At 61.6% G+C, this 17,781-nt stretch carries 17 protein-coding genes; 8 read left to right on the top strand and 9 right to left on the bottom strand.

What is annotated here, in order from left to right:
• Positions 1-5: 5 nt before the first annotated feature.
• The 3 genes from trhO to V3W27_RS10275 all read right to left on the bottom strand — a co-directional run bounded on the left by trhO (position 6) and on the right by V3W27_RS10275 (position 2,017).
• The gene (gene trhO, locus V3W27_RS10265; protein WP_027612407.1) at positions 6-947 is read right to left on the bottom strand and encodes an oxygen-dependent tRNA uridine(34) hydroxylase TrhO; all 942 of its coding nucleotides are present in this window, start codon (positions 945-947) and stop codon (positions 6-8) included.
• 239 nt (positions 948-1,186) lie between these two features.
• Positions 1,187-1,486, bottom strand: coding sequence for a BolA family protein (locus tag V3W27_RS10270; RefSeq protein WP_003226935.1), 300 nt, complete (start codon positions 1,484-1,486; stop codon positions 1,187-1,189).
• Positions 1,487-1,498: 12 nt separating this feature from the next.
• Positions 1,499-2,017: a DUF2059 domain-containing protein gene (locus V3W27_RS10275; RefSeq protein WP_003226938.1), complete on the bottom strand. Its 519-nt coding sequence runs from the start codon at positions 2,015-2,017 to the stop codon at positions 1,499-1,501.
• A 193-nt stretch (positions 2,018-2,210) separates the two neighbouring features.
• Here V3W27_RS10275 and V3W27_RS10280 point away from each other — a divergent pair, with 193 nt between their 5' ends.
• Positions 2,211-3,605 (top strand): class II fumarate hydratase, encoded by a 1,395-nt coding sequence (locus tag V3W27_RS10280; protein WP_096794913.1) that lies wholly within the window; start codon positions 2,211-2,213, stop codon positions 3,603-3,605.
• Between the two features lie 113 nt (positions 3,606-3,718).
• On the opposite strand, the gene V3W27_RS10285 is transcribed toward V3W27_RS10280, so the two are convergent.
• A complete protein-coding gene (locus V3W27_RS10285; RefSeq protein WP_330206526.1) occupies positions 3,719-4,678 on the bottom strand; it encodes a DMT family transporter in 960 nt (319 codons plus the stop codon).
• 209 nt (positions 4,679-4,887) lie between these two features.
• Between V3W27_RS10285 and V3W27_RS10290 the strand changes: the two genes are divergently transcribed.
• Complete coding sequence (locus tag V3W27_RS10290; protein ID WP_330206527.1) at positions 4,888-5,076, top strand: DUF6316 family protein; 189 nt, start codon at positions 4,888-4,890, stop codon at positions 5,074-5,076.
• A gap of 132 nt (positions 5,077-5,208) precedes the next feature.
• On the opposite strand, the gene V3W27_RS10295 is transcribed toward V3W27_RS10290, so the two are convergent.
• Both V3W27_RS10295 and pap read right to left on the bottom strand, forming a co-directional pair.
• Positions 5,209-6,393: a thiolase family protein gene (locus tag V3W27_RS10295; RefSeq protein ID WP_330206528.1), complete on the bottom strand. Its 1,185-nt coding sequence runs from the start codon at positions 6,391-6,393 to the stop codon at positions 5,209-5,211.
• A gap of 103 nt (positions 6,394-6,496) precedes the next feature.
• Positions 6,497-8,011 carry a polyphosphate:AMP phosphotransferase gene (pap, locus tag V3W27_RS10300; RefSeq protein WP_247268167.1) on the bottom strand — a complete coding sequence of 505 codons (1,515 nt, stop codon included), beginning with the start codon at positions 8,009-8,011 and terminating at the stop codon, positions 6,497-6,499.
• A 337-nt stretch (positions 8,012-8,348) separates the two neighbouring features.
• On the opposite strand from pap, the gene mnmC reads away from it, so the two are divergent.
• From mnmC to V3W27_RS10325, 5 genes are all read left to right on the top strand, one after another.
• Positions 8,349-10,328, top strand: a complete 1,980-nt coding sequence (gene mnmC / locus V3W27_RS10305; RefSeq protein WP_330206529.1) for a bifunctional tRNA (5-methylaminomethyl-2-thiouridine)(34)-methyltransferase MnmD/FAD-dependent 5-carboxymethylaminomethyl-2-thiouridine(34) oxidoreductase MnmC — start codon at positions 8,349-8,351, stop codon at positions 10,326-10,328.
• Positions 10,329-10,477: 149 nt separating this feature from the next.
• Positions 10,478-12,250: an N-acetylglutaminylglutamine amidotransferase gene (locus V3W27_RS10310; RefSeq protein WP_330206530.1), complete on the top strand. Its 1,773-nt coding sequence runs from the start codon at positions 10,478-10,480 to the stop codon at positions 12,248-12,250.
• A gap of 3 nt (positions 12,251-12,253) precedes the next feature.
• Positions 12,254-14,002, top strand: a complete 1,749-nt coding sequence (ngg, locus tag V3W27_RS10315) for an N-acetylglutaminylglutamine synthetase (protein WP_330206531.1) — start codon at positions 12,254-12,256, stop codon at positions 14,000-14,002.
• A gap of 164 nt (positions 14,003-14,166) precedes the next feature.
• A complete protein-coding gene (locus tag V3W27_RS10320; RefSeq protein WP_027612398.1) occupies positions 14,167-15,357 on the top strand; it encodes an osmoprotectant NAGGN system M42 family peptidase in 1,191 nt (396 codons plus the stop codon).
• Between the two features lie 170 nt (positions 15,358-15,527).
• Complete coding sequence (locus V3W27_RS10325; RefSeq protein WP_003192759.1) at positions 15,528-15,755, top strand: YheU family protein; 228 nt, start codon at positions 15,528-15,530, stop codon at positions 15,753-15,755.
• Here the strand turns inward: V3W27_RS10325 and csrA are convergent.
• The 3 genes from csrA to V3W27_RS10340 form a co-directional block, all read right to left on the bottom strand.
• Positions 15,752-15,937, bottom strand: a complete 186-nt coding sequence (gene csrA / locus V3W27_RS10330) for a carbon storage regulator CsrA (RefSeq protein ID WP_027612397.1) — start codon at positions 15,935-15,937, stop codon at positions 15,752-15,754. The genes V3W27_RS10325 and csrA overlap by 4 nt on opposite strands.
• 146 nt (positions 15,938-16,083) lie before the next feature.
• Positions 16,084-16,416, bottom strand: a complete 333-nt coding sequence (locus V3W27_RS10335) for a YnfA family protein (protein ID WP_003226957.1) — start codon at positions 16,414-16,416, stop codon at positions 16,084-16,086.
• A gap of 63 nt (positions 16,417-16,479) precedes the next feature.
• Positions 16,480-17,295, bottom strand: coding sequence for an SDR family oxidoreductase (locus tag V3W27_RS10340; RefSeq protein WP_027612396.1), 816 nt, complete (start codon positions 17,293-17,295; stop codon positions 16,480-16,482).
• 323 nt (positions 17,296-17,618) lie between these two features.
• On the opposite strand from V3W27_RS10340, the gene V3W27_RS10345 reads away from it, so the two are divergent.
• Positions 17,619-17,777: a DUF3309 family protein gene (locus V3W27_RS10345; protein ID WP_169432680.1), complete on the top strand. Its 159-nt coding sequence runs from the start codon at positions 17,619-17,621 to the stop codon at positions 17,775-17,777.
• Positions 17,778-17,781 lie beyond the last annotated feature (4 nt).

Raw genomic sequence — 17,781 nt, forward strand, 5'->3', positions numbered from 1 at the left:
CATGATCAGGCCTCGGTGGATGCTTGTTTATAGTTGTAGCCGATCGGGTGCGGCATGTTGCGCGCCTTGGCCAGTTCGATCTGCTTCTGCCGATCGATGGCGCTACGGCGGGTTTTCTCGCTCAGCTTGTCCCAGCAATGCGGGCAGCTGATGCCGGCCACGTAGTGCTCGGAGGCGCGATCTTCAACACTGACCGGTGTGCGGCAGGCATGACATTGATCGTAGTCGCCTTCGCTGAGGTCGTGACGCACGGTCACGCGGTTGTCGAACACGAAGCAGTCACCCTGCCACTTGGTTTCTTCCTGCGGCACCTCTTCGAGGTACTTCAGGATGCCGCCCTTGAGGTGGTAAACCTCTTCGAACCCCTCGCCCAGCATGTAACTGGAGGCTTTCTCGCAGCGAATGCCGCCGGTGCAGAACATCGCGACTTTCTTGTGCACGGCCGGGTCGAAGTGTTCTTTGATGTAGTCGGGGAATTCGCGAAAACTGGTGGTTTTCGGATCGATGGCGCCTTCGAAGGTGCCGATCGCCACTTCGTAGTCGTTGCGGGTGTCGATCAGCAGCACTTCCGGGTCGCTGATCAGCGCGTTCCAGTCCTGCGGCTCAACGTAGGTGCCGACCTTTTTGTTCGGGTCCACGCCTTCGACGCCAAGGGTGACGATCTCTTTCTTCAGCTTGACCTTGGTGCGGTAGAACGGCTGCTCGTCGCAGTACGACTCTTTGTGGTCGATGTCGATCATGCGCGGGTCGTTCTTCAGCCAGGCGAGCAGGCCGTCGATGCCTTCGCGACTGCCGGACACGGTGCCGTTGATGCCTTCTTCGGCGATCAGCAGAGTGCCTTTGATGCCATTGTCGACCATCGCTTGCAGCAGGGGCTCGCGCAGGTCAACGTAATCTTCGAGGGTGACGAACTTATACAGTGCCGCCACGACAATCGGTTGTGTCATGGGTATTTCTCCAGGTGGCTACCCTCGCAAAGGGTGAACCGGATTCAAAAAAAACGCGCCGGGTGAGCGGCGCGTTGCGGATTCTAGCAAAAACACGGTGGATTTAGGATCTGTCAAAACTACTGTGGTGAGGGAGCTTGCTCCCGCTCGGCTGCGAAGCAGTCGCAAAACTCGGATCTTGGGAGTGCTGCGCACTCCAGCGGGAGCAAGCTCCCTCGCCACAGCAGCCCTCGCAATCCTCAGTGTTTGCTACCGCCGGCACAGGTCGGCGACGCCGGGGCGGCGCCCACTTCTGCCCATTCCTGCGGGGTGTAGGTGTGCAGCGCCAACGCATGGAACTCGCCCATCAGCTCGCCAAGCGTGCCGTAGACTTTCTGGTGGCGCTTGACCCGGTTCAGGCCTTCGAACTGCGCGCTGACCACCACCGCCTTGAAGTGCGTCTGTAACCCGCGACTGTGCATGTGGCTTTCGTCCAGCACTTGCAGATGCTCAGGCTGCAGCAGGCCCAGCGTCGATTCGATGCGTTGTTGCATGGTCATCACGAACTCCGCTTACTTCTTCTTGGCCGGCGCAGCGCCTTTCGGTGCCAGCTCGTTGGTCATGTCGTCGAGCAGTTTGTTGACGACAGGCACGGCGCTTTCCAGCTTGGCCTGAGTCATCTGGGCCGATTGCTGGGTCAGCTGCGGCATTTTCTCCAGGACTTTCTTGCCCAGTGGCGACTGGTAGAACGCGACCAGGTCTTTGAGCTCCGATTCGCTGAAGTTGCTGGTGTAGAGCTTGACCATGTCAGGCTTGAGCTTGTTCCAGCCGATGGCCTGGTCCAGGGCGGCGTTGGCCTTGGCCTGGTAGGTTTCCAGTACGGCTTTCTTGGATTCCGGGGCTTTGGTCTGTTCAAAACGCTGAGCGAACATTTGCTGCACTTGCATGTACACCGGAGTGCCCAGCTTGTCAGCGTGCGCCAGGGTCAGGAAAGCTTCAGCACTGGCGTTGTGGCTGGCGGTATCGGCAAGCACCTGGCCGCTGGCGCAAACCAGTGCAACCGCGGTGCAGATGGCACGAAGACGAGTCATCGAGTTTCCTTTTCAGCTAGGCGAGGTAAAACCCCAAGGGCGACCATTCTGCGCCTAAAAAACCTCGTGGCTCAACCCCCGAGCCTTGCCGCGCTTGATTGCCCGGGTTTTACCGGTCAACAATCGGTTCGAGGGAACCACCTGGGCCTGACCGGGCCTAAACTGCGCAAACGAACCAACAGGAGTGTGCACGATGAGCCGTATCGAAACCGACAGCCTGGGCCAGATCGAAGTCCCGGACGACGCCTACTGGGGTGCTCAGACGCAACGCTCGCTGATCAACTTCGCCATTGGTCAGGAACGCATGCCGCTGCCGGTACTGCACGCCCTGGCCCTGATCAAGAAAGCCGCCGCCCGGGTCAACGACCGCAACGGCGACCTGCCCGCCGACATCGCCCGCCTGATCGAACAGGCCGCCGACGAAGTCCTCGACGGCCAGCACGACGACCAGTTTCCACTGGTGGTCTGGCAGACCGGCAGCGGCACCCAGAGCAACATGAACGTCAACGAAGTGATCGCCGGTCGCGCCAACGAACTGGCCGGCAACCCGCGCGGCGGCAAGACGCCGGTGCACCCCAACGATCACGTCAACCGCTCGCAAAGCTCCAACGACTGCTTCCCTACCGCCATGAGCATCGCCACTGCCAAAGCCGTGCAGGAGCAATTGCTGCCGGCGATCGCCGAGCTGTCCGGCGGCCTGGCCGAATTGGCCGCACGCCATATGAAACTGGTGAAGACCGGCCGCACGCACATGATGGACGCGACGCCGATCACCTTCGGTCAGGAGCTATCGGGGTTTATTGCGCAGCTGGATTACGCCGAACGGGCGATCCGCGCCGCGCTGCCGGCGGTGTGTGAGCTGGCGCAGGGCGGCACGGCGGTCGGCACCGGTCTGAATTCGCCGCACGGCTTTGGCGAAGCGATTGCCGCTGAGCTCGCCGCGCTGTCCGGCCTGCCGTTCGTCACTGCGCCGAACAAGTTTGCTGCGCTGGCCGGGCATGAGCCGCTGACCAGTCTGTCCGGCGCCTTGAAGACCCTCGCCGTGGCGCTGATGAAAATCGCCAACGACCTGCGCCTGCTCGGCTCCGGCCCTCGCGCAGGCTTTGCCGAAGTCAAGCTGCCGGCCAACGAACCGGGCAGCTCGATCATGCCCGGCAAGGTCAACCCGACTCAGTGCGAAGCGCTGTCGATGCTCGCCTGCCAGGTGTTGGGCAACGACGTCACCATCGGCATCGCCGCCAGTCAGGGCCACCTGCAACTGAACGTGTACAAACCGGTGATCATCCACAACGTGTTGCAATCGATCCGCCTTCTCGCCGACGGCTGCAGCAACTTCCAGCAGCACTGCATTGCAGGCCTTGAGCCGGACGCGCAGGTCATGGCCCAGCATCTGGAACGCGGCCTGATGCTGGTGACAGCGCTGAACCCGCACATCGGTTACGACAAGTCGGCGGAAATCGCCAAGAAGGCTTACGGCGAAGGCTTGACCTTGCGCGAGGCGGCGCTGCAACTGGGGTATCTGACCAGTGAAGAGTTCGATGCCTGGGTGCGGCCGGAGAACATGATTGAGGCTGGCGCCAAGGGCTGAGATTTGTAGCGCATGACAGGCCGCCTTCGCGAGCAAGCCCGCTCCCACATTTTGATCGGTGTACGCCGTACCCATGTGGGAGCGGGCTTGCTCGCGAAGAACGATAACGCGGTCTAACTGGCTGCAATCCGCATCCGCCGCGCCTTGAATCCGGCAATCAACGACGGCCCCAACGCCACCAGCGCCGAACCCAGCACCACCAGCACCGCCCCGCCATAACCCAGCCCATTGATCTGCTCGGCATGCACATATTCCGGCCACACCCCGGCGGCAATCGCCACCGCGCCAAAGGTCACCAACGGCGTGATCGCCAGCGTCGCACTGACCCGCGAGGCCTCCCAGTGCGCCAGTGCTTCAGCAAAGGCACCGTAGGCAATCAGCGTGTTCATGCAGCACGCCAGCAACAGCCAACCCTGCACCGGGCTCAGTTCCAGTGCTTCGAGCGGATGCACCCACGGCGTCAGCAACAGCGCACAGAACAGGTAGATCACCATCATCACCTGCAGCGAATTCCACACCGTGAGCAATTGCTTCTGCCCCAGTGCGTAGAAGGTCCAGACCGTCGAGGCCAACAGCACCAGCAACACGCCGGCGGTGTAGTCCGACAATGAGGTGAGCAGTTCAGCCAGACGCTGATTGAAGAACAGCACAAAGCCGATCAGCAGCACCGCCAGGCCAATGCCCTGACCGATGCTGAAGCGCTCCTTGAACACAAACAGGCTGGCGATCAGCAACATGATCGGGCCCATCTGCACCACCAGTTGCGCGGTGCCGGGGCTGAGCAGGTTAAGACCCATCAGGTACAGCACGTAGTTGCCCACCAGCCCGAGCACCGCCATCAGCACCAGCCAGCCACCCCGGGGGCCGAGCACCTTGCGGCTCGGCAGGCGGCGCGTGGCCGCCAGGTAGATGAACAGGCAGCCGCCCGACACCAACAGGCGAAACCAGGTCACGGTGATCGGGTCCATCACCTGCAGCACCTGCTTGAGTTTGATCGGCAGGATGCCCCACAAAAACGCCGTCAGCAGCGCCAGGAACAGACCGTAAACCCAGCGACCGGATGAAATGTGCATGCGAACCCCAATGCCTGCTGACAAGAGCGGTTATTCTAGGCCCGCCGACAGACGCAACACAGGGACAGTTACGGCCAGGCCGCGAATGAAACTGTGCAGGTCGCAGCATTAAATTGACGCTTTGCCGTTGATCGGCTGACGAGGCGCGCCAAGTGCTTCAGGCATAAGCTGATTGGATCCCTGTAACGGATCAATCAAGGAGCCCGATCATGTACGGAATGCGCGCCGATGACAGCGCCCCCGCCACGCACTTTCGCAGCGACCGGTTGTGTCGGGTCAATGGCGAACTGTTTTTCAGCACGCGGGAGAACACCCTTGAGGGGCCGTTCGATTCCCCGGAGAAGGCTGAGCAGGAAATTCAGGCGTATATCGCGCGGATGCAGGCGCAGACAGCGTAAACCTGTGGCGAGGGAGCTTGCTCCCGCTGGGGCGCGCAGCGGCCCTCGTTTCAGGCTTTACCGGGAAATTTCAGGTCTGCTCCGCAGCCCAGCGGGAGCAAGCTCCCTCGCCACAAGGATTGTGTTGGCCCGTCAGCGCACCGCCTCAAACAACCCCGTCGCCCCCATCCCGCCCCCCACGCACATGGTCACGATGCCGTAACGCAGATTACGCCGCTGCAACTCACGCACCAGATGCCCGACCTGCCGCGAACCGGTCATGCCGAACGGGTGGCCGATGGAAATCGAGCCGCCGTTGACGTTGTATTTGTCGTTGTCGATCTCCAGCCGATCGCGGGCATACAGGCACTGCGAAGCAAACGCCTCGTTGAGCTCCCACAGATCAATGTCCGCCACCTGCAAGCCTTTGGCCTTGAGCAGTTTCGGCACCGAGAACACCGGGCCGATGCCCATCTCGTCCGGCTCGCAACCGGCGACGGTGAAACCGCGGAAAAACGCCTTCGGCTTGAGCCCCAGTTGCAGGGCTTTTTCCAGGCTCATCACCAGGGTCATCGACGCGCCGTCGGACAGCTGCGACGAGTTGCCGGCCGTCACCGAACCGTCCTCGGCAAACACCGGTTTCAGTCCGGCGAGACTTTCGTAAGTGGTGTCCGGGCGGTTGCAGTCGTCGTGATCGACAAGGCCGTCGAGGATCTGCACTTCGCCACTGTTCTTGTCTTCGACACGGTACTTGACCGCCATCGGCACAATTTCATCATTGAACAGCCCGGCCGCCTGCGCCTGGGCAGTGCGCAGCTGGCTTTGCAGCGCGTAACGATCCTGGGCCTCGCGGCTCACGTCATAACGCCGCGCAACCACTTCGGCGGTCTGGCCCATGGTGTAGTAGATGCCCGGCACCTGCTGCTTGAGCAACGGGTTGATCAGGTGATCGGTGTTGACGCTTTTCAGGGTCAGGCTGATCGACTCGACGCCGCCGGCAACAATGATGTCGCTGCAACCGGAGGCAATCTGGTTGGCGGCAATCGCAATCGCCTGCAACCCCGACGAGCAGAAACGGTTGAGGGTCATGCCGGCCACGCCGGTGCCCAGCCGCGAGAGCACCGCCACGTTGCGGCCGATGTTGTAACCCTGCGCGCCCTCGTTGGATCCGGCGCCGACAATGCAGTCTTCGACGCTGGCCGGGTCGATGTCATTGCGCGACAGCAGCGCGTTGACGCAATGGGCCGCCATTTCGTCGGGACGGGTCTGGTTGAACTTGCCGCGAAAGGACTTGGCCAGGCCGGTCCGCACGCTGTCGACGATCACCACTTCACGCATGGCATACCTCAATTGTTGTTGTCGGAGGAGAGTGTACCGAGCATAAGTCCACCCTGCCGCCGACCGCGACAATCATTCACCTCGCGTATGCGGGTCCATTGGCTCAGTCCTTGTGTTTTTTCGCGCGTTTGTCGGACTTCGCGAACGCCTCTTCGAGGGCACGGTTGATCGTACGCAGCACCTTGACCCGGGCCCAGCGTTTGTCATTGGCCTCGACCAGCGTCCACGGCGAAATCTCGGTGCTGGTGCGGTCGACCATGTCGCCCACGGCCGCGCGGTAGGCGTCCCACTTGTCGCGGTTGCGCCAGTCGTCCTCGGTGATCTTGAAGCGCTTGAATGGAATCTGCTCGCGGGCCTGGAAACGCTCCATCTGCGTGTCCTTGTCGATCGCCAGCCAGAACTTGACGACGATGACCCCGGCGTCGGCGATCTGCTCTTCGAAATCGTTGATCTCGCTGTAAGCCCGCAGCCAGTCGGCCGGGCTGCAAAAGCCCTCGACCCGTTCCACCAGCACCCGGCCGTACCAGGAGCGGTCGAACACGGTGAACTTGCCCCGCGCCGGCAAATGCCGCCAGAAGCGCCACAGATACGGCTGCGCGCGCTCCTCTTCAGTGGGCGCGGCAATCGGCACGATGCTGTACTGACGCGGATCGAGCGCCGCCGCCACCCGGCGAATCGCCCCGCCCTTGCCCGCCGCATCGTTGCCTTCGAACACCGCCACCAGTGCGTGGCGGCGCATGCGTTTATCGCGCATCAGCCCGGACAGCCGCGCCTGCTCGGTGATCAGTTGTTCTTCGTAGTCTTTCTTTTCCAGCCGCTGGTTCAGGTCGAGGCTGTCGAGCAGGTTGAGTTGATCGACCGCCGTGCCCAACGGCGCCGCGTTGACCTCTTCGGTATGCACCTCGGGGCGCTTGAGCGCATTCTGCAGGCCTTCGAGCAGGATCTTGCCGACCGCCAGACTGCGGTAATTGGCGTCCATGCCTTCGATGACATGCCACGGCGCGTAGTCGCGGCTGGTGCGGCGCAACACGCGCTCGCCGTATTTGACGAACTTGTCGTAGGTCTGCGATTGCTGCCAGTCCAGCGGACTGATGCGCCAGCTGTGCAACGGGTCATCGGCCAGCGCCTTGAGGCGGGCCTTCATCTGCTTCTTGGACAGGTGAAACCAGAACTTGAAGATCAGCGCGCCTTCATCGCAGAGCATTTTTTCCAGACGCTCGGCGGCGTTGATCGCCTGGTCCAGGCGTGGATCCTTGAACAGACCGTGGACCCGCCCTTGAAGCATCTGGCTGTACCAGTTGCCGAAGAACACGCCCATCCGCCCCTTGGCCGGGAGCATCCGCCAGTAACGCCAGGCCGGTGGATGCGCCAGCTCTTCATCGGTCTGCTGATCGAAGGTGCGCACCTCGATCAGGCGCGGATCCATCCACTCGTTGAGCAACTTGACGGTCTCGCCCTTGCCTGCGCCCTCGATGCCGTTGATCAGAATGATCACCGGAAAACGCTTCTGCTGTTGCAACTCGAACTGAGCTTCCAGCAGTGCTTCACGCAAGGCAGGTACAGCCGCGTCGTAAGTCTCTTTGTCGATGGCATGGCCGATTTCGGCGGATTCAAACATGGGGACGGCTCCTTCCAGGATTCAGCAAGACTAGCGGATTGGGCATGGGCGCGGCGGAGAAATTCCGCTCACTATGGCAAGTGGGATGAATGAACAAACTGTGGCGAGGGAGCTTGCTCCCGCTCGGCTGCGCAGCAGTCGCAAGATCTGCAACCACCATCCTCCAGACAAATTGTGGTCGCAGGTTTTGGGGCTGCTGCGCACCCCGGCGGGAGCAAGCTCCCTCGCCACAAAAGCCGGTGATGATCGTGCATTCGACACAAGGGTCACTTGCCATGGATCAAGCACCCTCCGCCCGATCGGCTAGAATGGCCGCCTTGTCGTTGCCGAGCCTGCCATGAAACCTGTATTGCCCCACGCCCAACTCGACTGGGATGACCACGGACGTCCGCGCTCGCGGGTGTTCGATGATGTGTATTTTTCCGACCAGTCGGGGCTGGATGAAACCCGTTACGTGTTCCTCGAACAGAACCGTCTGGCCGAGCGTTTTGCCGCGCTGCCGGCCAATGGGCGACTGGTAATCGGCGAAACCGGCTTCGGCACCGGGCTGAATTTTCTCTGCGCCTGGCAGTTGTTCGAGCAGCATGCGGTGGCCGGTGCGCGGCTGCATTTTGTCAGCGTCGAAAAGTACCCGCTGAGTCCGGCCGATCTGCAACGGGCGCTGGCCTTGTGGCCGGAGCTCAAGCCACTGGCCGATCAACTGCTGACGCAGTACGTGGCGATCCATCAGGGCTTTCAGCGGATCATTCTCGGCAACGGTCGGGTCACGCTGACCCTGTTGATCGGCGATGCGCTGGAGCAACTGCCGCAACTCGATGCGCAGATCGACGCGTGGTTTCTCGACGGTTTCGCCCCGGCGAAAAACCCCGACATGTGGACCGCCGAACTGTTCGTCGAACTGGCTCGACTGGCGGCGCCCGGCTCGACCATCAGCACCTTCACCAGCACCGGCTGGGTGCGGCGTCTGCTCAACGCGGCCGGGTTCAAGATGAAACGCACGCCGGGCATCGGCCACAAGTGGGAGATCCTGCGCGGCGAGTTTCTCGGCTGGCCGCAGGACGTCGCGCCACCGCTGCCGGACAAACCGTGGTTCGCCCGCTCTGCCCCGCTGACTGGCGAGCGGCGCGCGCTGGTGATCGGCGCCGGGCTGGCCGGTTGTGCGACCGCTGCCAGCCTCGCCGCGCGCGGTTGGCACGTCAGTCTGCTGGAGCGTCACGAGGCGGTGGCGCAGGAGGCGTCGGGCAATCCGCAGGGCGTGCTGTACCTGAAGTTATCAGCCCACGGCACCGCGTTGTCGCAACTGATCGTCAGCGGCTTCGGCTACACCCGCCGCCTGCTGGAAACCCTGCAACGCGGCACCGACTGGGACGATTGCGGCGTGCTGCAACTGGCTTTCAATGCCAAGGAAGCCGAGCGTCAGGCGCAACTGGCCGCGGCATTCCCGGAAGATCTGGTGCACTGGCTTGATCAGCCGCAAGCCGAAATCCAAGCCGGGATTGCGCTGGCACACGGCGGGCTGTTCTACCCCGAAGGGGGCTGGGTGCATCCACCCGCGCTGTGTCAGGCGCAAGCCGCGCAAGCGAACATCGAACTGCTCAAGCATCACGATGCGCTGGAACTGCGCAAGGTCGAAGGTCAGTGGCAAGCCCTCGACGGCGAGCGCGTGCTCGCCAGCGCGCCGGTGGTGATATTGGCCGGCGCGGCGGAGATCAAACGCTTTGCGCAAAGTGCCGAGTTGCCGCTCAAGCGCATTCGCGGGCAAATCACGCGCCTGCCGCAAACCACCGAGAGCCAGACACTGCGCACCGTGGTCTGCGCCGAAGGTTATGTCGCCCCGGCACGTCTGGGTGAACACACGCTGGGTGCGAGTTTTGACTTCAACAGCGACGACCTGACCCCGACCACCGCCGAACACCTGGGCAATCTGGCGATGCTCGAAGAAATCTCCAGCGATCTGGTGGCGCGCCTGCACATCAATCAACTGCCCCCGGAAACTCTGGAGGGACGCGCCGCGTTCCGCTGCACCAGTCCCGACTATCTGCCGATCGTCGGCCCCCTCGCCGACCGCACAGCCTTCGCTCAGGCCTACGCGGCGTTGAGCAAGGACGCGCGACAAGTGCCGGACATCACCTGCCCGTGGCTCGATGGCCTGTACGTCAACAGTGGCCACGGTTCACGCGGGCTGATCACCGCGCCGCTGTCGGGCGAACTGCTCGCGGCGTGGCTGGACAACGAGCCGCTGCCGCTGCCCAGAAGCGTCGCCGAGGCCTGCCACCCCAATCGTTTTGCACTGCGCACGTTGATTCGCGGCAAATGAAAAATCGCGACTGGCCGCTGGTCAGTCGCCCCCTCTTATAACTCATCGTTCTAAAACTCCCACATCTGCAGCGGGTCAGTTTCTGAGTACCGGCCATTTTGGCCTGACTTGAATCACCCCTCCCCAACGGAAAAACCGGTAAGGACTTTATGTGCGGATTAGCTGGCGAGTTACGTTTTGATCATCAACCTGCAGACCTTGCAGCGGTAGAGCGAATCACCCATCACTTGGCCCCTCGCGGCCCCGACGCGTGGGGCTTCCATGCCCAAGGGCCGATTGCCCTCGGCCATCGTCGCCTGAAAATCATGGACCTGTCGGACGGCTCGGCGCAGCCGATGATCGACAGCCAACTGGGCTTGTCCCTGGCCTTCAATGGCGCGATCTACAACTTCCCGGAACTGCGCGCCGAACTCGAAGCGCTGGGCTACGCCTTCTATTCCGGTGGCGACACCGAAGTGCTGCTCAAGGGCTATCACGCCTGGGGCGAAGCGCTGCTGCCCAAGCTCAACGGCATGTTCGCGTTCGCCATCTGGGAGCGTGATGCCCAGCGCCTGTTCATCGCTCGCGACCGTCTCGGCGTCAAGCCGCTGTACCTGTCGCGCACCGGCCAGCGTTTGCGCTTTGCCTCGGCCCTGCCGGCGCTGCTCAAGGGCGGCGACATCAACCCGATCCTCGATCCGGTGGCGCTCAACCACTATTTGAATTTCCACGCGGTGGTGCCCGCTCCACGCACCTTGCTCGCGGGCATCCAAAAGCTGCCGCCAGCGACCTGGATGCGCGTCGAAGCCGATGGCCGCACCGAGCAGAAAACCTGGTGGACCCTGCCCTACGGCCCACAGGACGACGAGAAAAACCTGACCCTCGAAGACTGGCGCGACCGCGTGCTCGACAGCACCCGCGAGGCCGTGGCAATCCGTCAACGCGCAGCGGTGGATGTCGGCGTGCTGCTTTCCGGCGGTGTCGATTCGAGCATGCTCGTCGGCCTGCTGCGAGAAGTCGGGGTGGAGAACCTGTCAACCTTTTCCATCGGTTTTCAGGATGCCGGCGGCGAGCGTGGCGATGAATTTCAGTATTCCGATCTGATCGCCAAGCACTACGGCACTCAACATCATCAATTGCGCATCGACGAAAAAGAGATCATCGAGCAACTGCCCGCTGCGTTCCGTGCGATGAGCGAGCCGATGGTCAGCCACGACTGCATCGCCTTCTACCTGCTGTCGCGCGAAGTGGCCAAGCACTGCAAAGTGGTGCAAAGCGGCCAGGGTGCGGACGAGTTGTTCGCCGGTTATCACTGGTACCCGCAAGTCGACGGTGCGGCGGATCCATACGCAGCCTATCGCGCGGCGTTCTTCGACCGCAGCTACGACGACTACGCCGCCACCGTGCAACCGAAATGGTTGACCGCGAATGACGCCGCTGGCGACTTCGTGAAAGAGCATTTTGCCCAGCCTGGTGCCGATGCCGCGGTCGATAAAGCCCTGCGTCTAGACAGCACGGTGATGCTGGTGGATGACCCGGTCAAACGCGTCGACAACATGACCATGGCCTGGGGCCTGGAAGCGCGCACGCCGTTTCTCGACTATCGACTGGTTGAACTGTCAGCGCGGATTCCCGGCCAGTTCAAGCTGCCCGATGGCGGCAAACAGGTGCTCAAAGAAGCCGCTCGCCTGGTGATCCCGAGTGAAGTGATCGACCGCAAGAAAGGCTACTTCCCGGTGCCGGGCCTCAAGCACTTGCAAGGCGACACCCTGAACTGGGTGCGTGAACTGCTGCTGGATCCGAGCCAGGATCGCGGCCTGTTCAACCCGGCCATGCTCGACAAACTGCTGACTGATCCGCAAGGCCAACTGACGCCGTTGCGCGGCTCGAAACTGTGGCAACTGGCGGCCCTGAACCTGTGGCTCAGTGAACAAGGAATCTGATTGATGAAACTTCACGCCACAGCGATCAATCAGCGCCTGTTACGCGGTCAGGCACCGTCGTATGAACGCTTGCAGGCGCGTCTGGCCGAAGACGGCAGCGAACTCGGCGCCGACCCCATCGCCGTACATTGCGGTTGGGGTCGGCTGCTGATCGGCCACACTTTCCCTGACCCGGCGACGCTGGCGCAGGAACTGCTCAACGAGCAGCCCGGCGAACGCGATATCGCCCTTTATGTCGCCGCACCGCAGCAGATTCTCGGGCTGGAACCGACGCAACTGTTTCTCGACCCATCCGATACTTTGCGCCTGTGGTTCAGCGATTACCGCCAGGCCACCCGCGTGTTTCGCGGCTTCCGCATTCGACGCGCGCAAAGCGAAGCGGACTGGCAAGCGATCAATCTGCTGTATCAGGCACGCGGCATGTTGCCGATCGATGCCACGCGCCTGACCCCGCATCATCAGGGCGGTCCGGTGTACTGGCTGGCCGAAGATGAAGACAGCGGCGCGGTGATCGGCAGCGTCATGGGCCTCAATCACCAGAAAGCCTTCAACGATCCGGAACATGGCAGCAGCCTGTGGTGCCTGGCGGTGGATCCGCAGTGCTCGCGGCCCGGTGTCGGTGAAGTGCTGGTGCGGCATTTGATCGAGCACTTCATGAGTCGTGGTCTGAGTTATCTGGATCTGTCGGTGCTGCATGACAACCGTCAGGCCAAAAATCTTTACGCCAAACTCGGTTTTCGCAACCTCTCGACCTTCGCCATCAAGCGCAAGAACGGCATCAATCAGACGCTGTTCCTCGGGCCCGGGCCGGAAGCCAACTTCAACCCTTATGCGCGGATCATCGTCGAGGAAGCGCACCGGCGCGGCATCGACGTGCAAGTGGACGATGCCGAAGCCGGGCTGTTCACCCTCAGCCATGGCGGACGTCGGGTGCGTTGCCGCGAATCGCTGAGCGACCTGACCAGCGCGATCAGCATGAGTCTGTGTCAGGACAAAAGCCTGACCCACAAAGTGTTGAAAGGCGCCGGCCTGAAGCTGCCTTCGCAGCAACTGGCGGGCAACGCCGACGACAACCTGGCGTTTCTTGACGAGCATCAGCGTGTGGTGGTCAAGCCGCTCGACGGTGAACAAGGCCAAGGCGTGGCGGTGGATCTACAGAGCATCGAAGAGGTGCAGCAGGCCATCGAAGCCGCCAAGCGTTTCGACAGCCGCGTACTGCTGGAAAGCTTCCACGAAGGCCTCGACCTGCGGATTCTGGTGATCGGTTTTGAAGTGGTGGCGGCAGCGATTCGTCGTCCCGCCGAGGTGGTCGGTGACGGCCATCATTCGATCGGTGCATTGATCGAGGCGCAGAGCCGGCGTCGGCAAGCCGCTACCAGTGGCGAGAGCAAGATCCCGCTGGATCACGAAACCCAACGCACCCTGCACGCGGCCGGGTATGACTACAGCAGCATCCTGCCGGCGGGCGAGCACCTGTTCGTCCGTCGCACGGCCAATCTGCACACCGGTGGCACGCTGGAGGATGTCACGGCAATTCTGCACCCGACGCTGGTCGATGCAGCGGTACGGGCGGCGCGGGCGCTGGACATTCCGATGGTCGGCCTCGACCTGATGGTGCCGGCGGCGGATCAGCCCGAGTACGTGTTTATCGAGGCCAATGAACGTGCCGGTCTGGCCAACCATGAGCCGCAGCCGACGGCGGAGCGGTTTGTCGATTTGTTGTTTCCGCACAGTCAGCCGGCTGTTTCTTGATTCCGAGGCGTCTGGACTGACGCCTTCGCGAGCAAGCCCGCTCCCACAGGTTGAACGCATTCCAAATGTGGGAGCGGGCTTGCTCGCGAAGGGGCCGGATCAGGCACTACAAATCCTTCCCCTCATCGAAACCATCGATGCGCCTCAACTCATCAGGAGTTTCCATGACCACTCAAATCCCCGAACCGGATCTGAACTACCTGCAAAAAGTCCTGCTGGAAATGCTCGCCATTCCCAGCCCTACCGGGTTCACCGACACCATCGTGCGCTACGTCGCCGAGCGTCTGGAAGAACTTGGCATCCCTTTCGAAATGACCCGTCGCGGCACCATTCGCGCCACCCTCAAGGGCAAGAAAAACAGCCCTGACCGCGCTGTCTCCGCGCACCTGGATACCATCGGCGCCGCCGTGCGTGCAGTGAAAGACAACGGCCGTCTGACCCTGGCCCCGGTCGGTTGCTGGTCGAGCCGCTTTGCCGAGGGCAGCAGGGTCAGCCTGTTCACCGACAATGGCGTTATACGCGGCAGCGTGTTGCCGCTGATGGCCTCCGGGCACGCGTTTAACACTGCCGTAGACGAGATGCCGATCAGCTGGGATCACGTCGAGCTGCGTCTGGATGCCTACTGCGCGACCAAGGCCGATTGCGACTCGCTGGGCATCAGCGTCGGCGACGTGGTGGCGTTCGACCCGCTGCCGGAGTTCACCGACAGCGGTCACATCAGCGCCCGTCACCTCGACGACAAGGCCGGGGTTGCGGCATTGCTCGCTGCGCTCAAAGCCATCGTCGAGAGCGGTCAGGAATTGATGATCGACTGTCACCCGCTGTTCACCATCACCGAGGAAACCGGCAGCGGTGCGGCGGCAGCCTTGCCGTGGGATGTCAGCGAGTTCGTCGGCATCGACATCGCGCCGGTCGCGCCGGGCCAGCACTCCAGCGAACACGCGGTGAGCGTGGCGATGCAGGACTCCGGTGGCCCTTACGACTATCACCTGTCGCGGCATTTGCTGCGTCTGGCCGGTGAAAACGAACTGCCGGTGCGGCGCGACCTGTTCCGCTATTACTTCAGCGACGCGCATTCGGCAGTCACTGCCGGGCACGATATCCGCACCGCCCTGCTCGCCTTTGGCTGCGACGCGACCCATGGTTATGAACGTACGCACATCGACAGTCTGGCGGCGCTCAGTCGTTTGCTCGGGGCGTACATTTTGAGTCCGCCGGTATTTGCCAGCGATGCGGCGCCGGCCAATGCTTCGCTGGATCGCTTCAGTCACCAGATCGAACATGAGACACAGATGGAGAGCGATACGCGAGTACCGTCAGTGGACAGTCTGGTGGGGCAGCGTTCCGACAGTTGAATCCTTGTTGTCTGAACTATGGCTATCGCGAGCAGGCTCACTCCTACAGTTGAAATGCATTTCCCTGTAGGAGTGAGCCTGCTCGCGATGAGGCCGATACTGCCCACACAAAACTGGCAGCCAGCCACCAATCGCCGTAGCATCCCGTCATTGATTTAGCCGAGGTGCCCATGCTGATTCCCTACGACGCTCTTGAAGTCGACACCCTCACCCGCCTGATCGAGGACTTCGTCACCCGCGACGGCACCGACAACGGTGATGACACACCGCTGGAAACCCGCGTGCTGCGCGTGCGCCAGGCGCTGACCAAAGGCCAGGCGCTGATCGTCTTCGACCCGGAAAGCGAACAATGCCAGTTGATGCTCAAACACGATGTGCCCAAGCATCTGTTCGACTAGCGGACCTTTTCGGTGACCTGTTTGCGCTGGATCCGCTGATAGACTTCAGAACGGTGCACATTGACCTTCTGCGGCGCCTCGACACCAAAGCGCACACTGGAGCCGTTGACTGACAACACGCGCACGGATATGTCGTCACCGATGGAAATCAACTCGCCCACTACACGGCTGAGTACAAGCATGGAATTTATCCTTCAGGGTTAGCCAGCCCTGAAGATGCGCGGTGGGCGCGCGCTCGACAATGCACGCAGAGCAATTCAGTCTTGCCCTACACCCACAAGCGCCGCGCCCGTCAGACGTTTCCTGCAAATCGCTAAACAGCCTTGCCTCACGCCGCGGAAAATCGCGGCCCGAACAGAATCACGCTCGCGCCGATCACGCACAGCGCCACGCCGATCCAGTCCGAACCCAAAGGGCGAACGCGCTCGACCACCGCCAGCCAGCCGATCGACGCGACGATGTAGATCCCGCCATAGGCGGCATAGGCGCGCCCGGCATAAGCCGCTTCGACGCGGGTCAACAACAGCGCGAACAGGGTCAGGCTGAGCAGCGCCGGGATCACCCACAAGGCACTTTTGCCCTGACGCAGCCACATGAAAAAGGCGAAACAACCGGCGATTTCAAACAGCGCCGCGAGGAAGAACCACAGGTAATTGAGCATTGATGCGTCTCGACAGGGTGACCATTGCGGCCACCCTAACGACGCAACATCCTCGGGGCAAGTTCAGCCGTTGGTTTGTCTGGCCTTGGCGCGCATTTTATCGGCCATGGTGGTCATTTCGTTGTAGATCAGTTGCGGGTTCTTCTGTTTGATCGCCCAGGCCATGCGCCCCTGCTCGTGCGGCAGGATCATGAATTCGCCGGCGGCCACTTGCTGGTAGATATAGTCTGCAATGTCGGCAGCCGTAATCGGCGAACTTTCAAGCAACTTGCCGACCTGGGCTTTCATGGCCGGGGTCGGACCACGGAACGAGTCGAGCAAGTTGGTCTGGAAGAACGACGGGCAGACCACATGCACGCTGACTTCCTGCTGCGCCAGTTCGATCAGCAAACTTTCCGACAGCGCCACTACACCGGCCTTGGCCACGTTGTAGTTGCTCATCGCCGGGCCCTGCATCAGTGCAGCCATCGAAGCGATGTTGATGATCTTGCCTCTGCTCTGCTCCAGCAGCGGCAGGAACGCCTTGCAGCCCTTGACCACCCCCATCAGGTTGATCGCGATCTGCCAGTCCCAATCCTCCAGCGACAATTCGCTGAAGAACCCGCCGGACGCCACACCGGCGTTGTTGACGATGACATCGATACCGCCGAGCTTCACTTCGCAAGCCTGGGCAAACGCGGTGAGCTGGCTGTAGTCACGCACATCGCAACGTTGGGTGAAACCGTCACCACCGGCCTCGCGCACCCGCTTCAGGGTTTCCTGCAGGCCAGGTTCGCTGACGTCGGACAAGGCCAGCTGCCAGCCTTCACGCGCCCAGCGCAGCGCGATTTCGCGACCCAAACCTGAGCCCGCACCCGTGATCATCATGCGATTTTGCATAGCAGACAGCCTTGTTGTTCCGTAGGAGATGCGCGGAGTGTAGCGAAGGAACACTGGCCACCCACGCTCCATCAGATTGCTGAATACAGGATCAAAAGATCGCAGCCTTCGGCAGCGCCTACATCAGTTCCCTGTAGGAGCTGCCGAAGGCTGCGATCTTTTGATCTCGCGCTTTAAAGGAAATAAACGAATAATCCAAATACATTAAAAAAACATTGAATTTTCTTTCATTCGCACCAGTCGGAATTTGTAAGCCGTCTGGAATTAGTTAGCCTCCAGTCGCCCTTGAACACCAAGTCTTCTCGAACGCTATAAACAAGGAAATCGACATGGGCACAATTCTTATCATTATCCTGATCCTGTTGCTGATCGGTGGTCTGCCGGTCTTCCCGCACTCCAGAAGTTGGGGTTATGGTCCTTCGGGCATTATCGGCGTGGTGTTGGTGGTGCTGTTGGTCTTGCTGTTACTTGGCAGGATATAAAACC

Origin of the sequence: Pseudomonas sp. AM14(2022), from assembly GCF_036346455.1 — a bacterium.
In the GTDB taxonomy this organism is placed as follows: domain Bacteria; phylum Pseudomonadota; class Gammaproteobacteria; order Pseudomonadales; family Pseudomonadaceae; genus Aquipseudomonas; species Aquipseudomonas putida_A.

What these genes read in the sequence shown, in the direction of transcription:
- V3W27_RS10285 (WP_330206526.1), bottom strand. Translation starts at nt 4,678, where the DNA reads ATGCACATTTCATCCGGTCGCTGGGTTTACGGTCTGTTCCTGGCGCTG.
- csrA (WP_027612397.1), bottom strand. Translation starts at nt 15,937, where the DNA reads ATGCTTGTACTCAGCCGTGTAGTGGGCGAGTTGATTTCCATCGGTGAC.
- V3W27_RS10320 (WP_027612398.1), top strand. Translation starts at nt 14,167, where the DNA reads ATGACCACTCAAATCCCCGAACCGGATCTGAACTACCTGCAAAAAGTC.
- V3W27_RS10275 (WP_003226938.1), bottom strand. Translation starts at nt 2,017, where the DNA reads ATGACTCGTCTTCGTGCCATCTGCACCGCGGTTGCACTGGTTTGCGCC.
- V3W27_RS10340 (WP_027612396.1), bottom strand. Translation starts at nt 17,295, where the DNA reads ATGCAAAATCGCATGATGATCACGGGTGCGGGCTCAGGTTTGGGTCGC.
- mnmC (WP_330206529.1), top strand. Translation starts at nt 8,349, where the DNA reads ATGAAACCTGTATTGCCCCACGCCCAACTCGACTGGGATGACCACGGA.
- V3W27_RS10280 (WP_096794913.1), top strand. Translation starts at nt 2,211, where the DNA reads ATGAGCCGTATCGAAACCGACAGCCTGGGCCAGATCGAAGTCCCGGAC.
- V3W27_RS10270 (WP_003226935.1), bottom strand. Translation starts at nt 1,486, where the DNA reads ATGACCATGCAACAACGCATCGAATCGACGCTGGGCCTGCTGCAGCCT.
- pap (WP_247268167.1), bottom strand. Translation starts at nt 8,011, where the DNA reads ATGTTTGAATCCGCCGAAATCGGCCATGCCATCGACAAAGAGACTTAC.
- trhO (WP_027612407.1), bottom strand. Translation starts at nt 947, where the DNA reads ATGACACAACCGATTGTCGTGGCGGCACTGTATAAGTTCGTCACCCTC.
- ngg (WP_330206531.1), top strand. Translation starts at nt 12,254, where the DNA reads ATGAAACTTCACGCCACAGCGATCAATCAGCGCCTGTTACGCGGTCAG.
- V3W27_RS10290 (WP_330206527.1), top strand. Translation starts at nt 4,888, where the DNA reads ATGTACGGAATGCGCGCCGATGACAGCGCCCCCGCCACGCACTTTCGC.
- V3W27_RS10310 (WP_330206530.1), top strand. Translation starts at nt 10,478, where the DNA reads ATGTGCGGATTAGCTGGCGAGTTACGTTTTGATCATCAACCTGCAGAC.
- V3W27_RS10295 (WP_330206528.1), bottom strand. Translation starts at nt 6,393, where the DNA reads ATGCGTGAAGTGGTGATCGTCGACAGCGTGCGGACCGGCCTGGCCAAG.
- V3W27_RS10335 (WP_003226957.1), bottom strand. Translation starts at nt 16,416, where the DNA reads ATGCTCAATTACCTGTGGTTCTTCCTCGCGGCGCTGTTTGAAATCGCC.
- V3W27_RS10325 (WP_003192759.1), top strand. Translation starts at nt 15,528, where the DNA reads ATGCTGATTCCCTACGACGCTCTTGAAGTCGACACCCTCACCCGCCTG.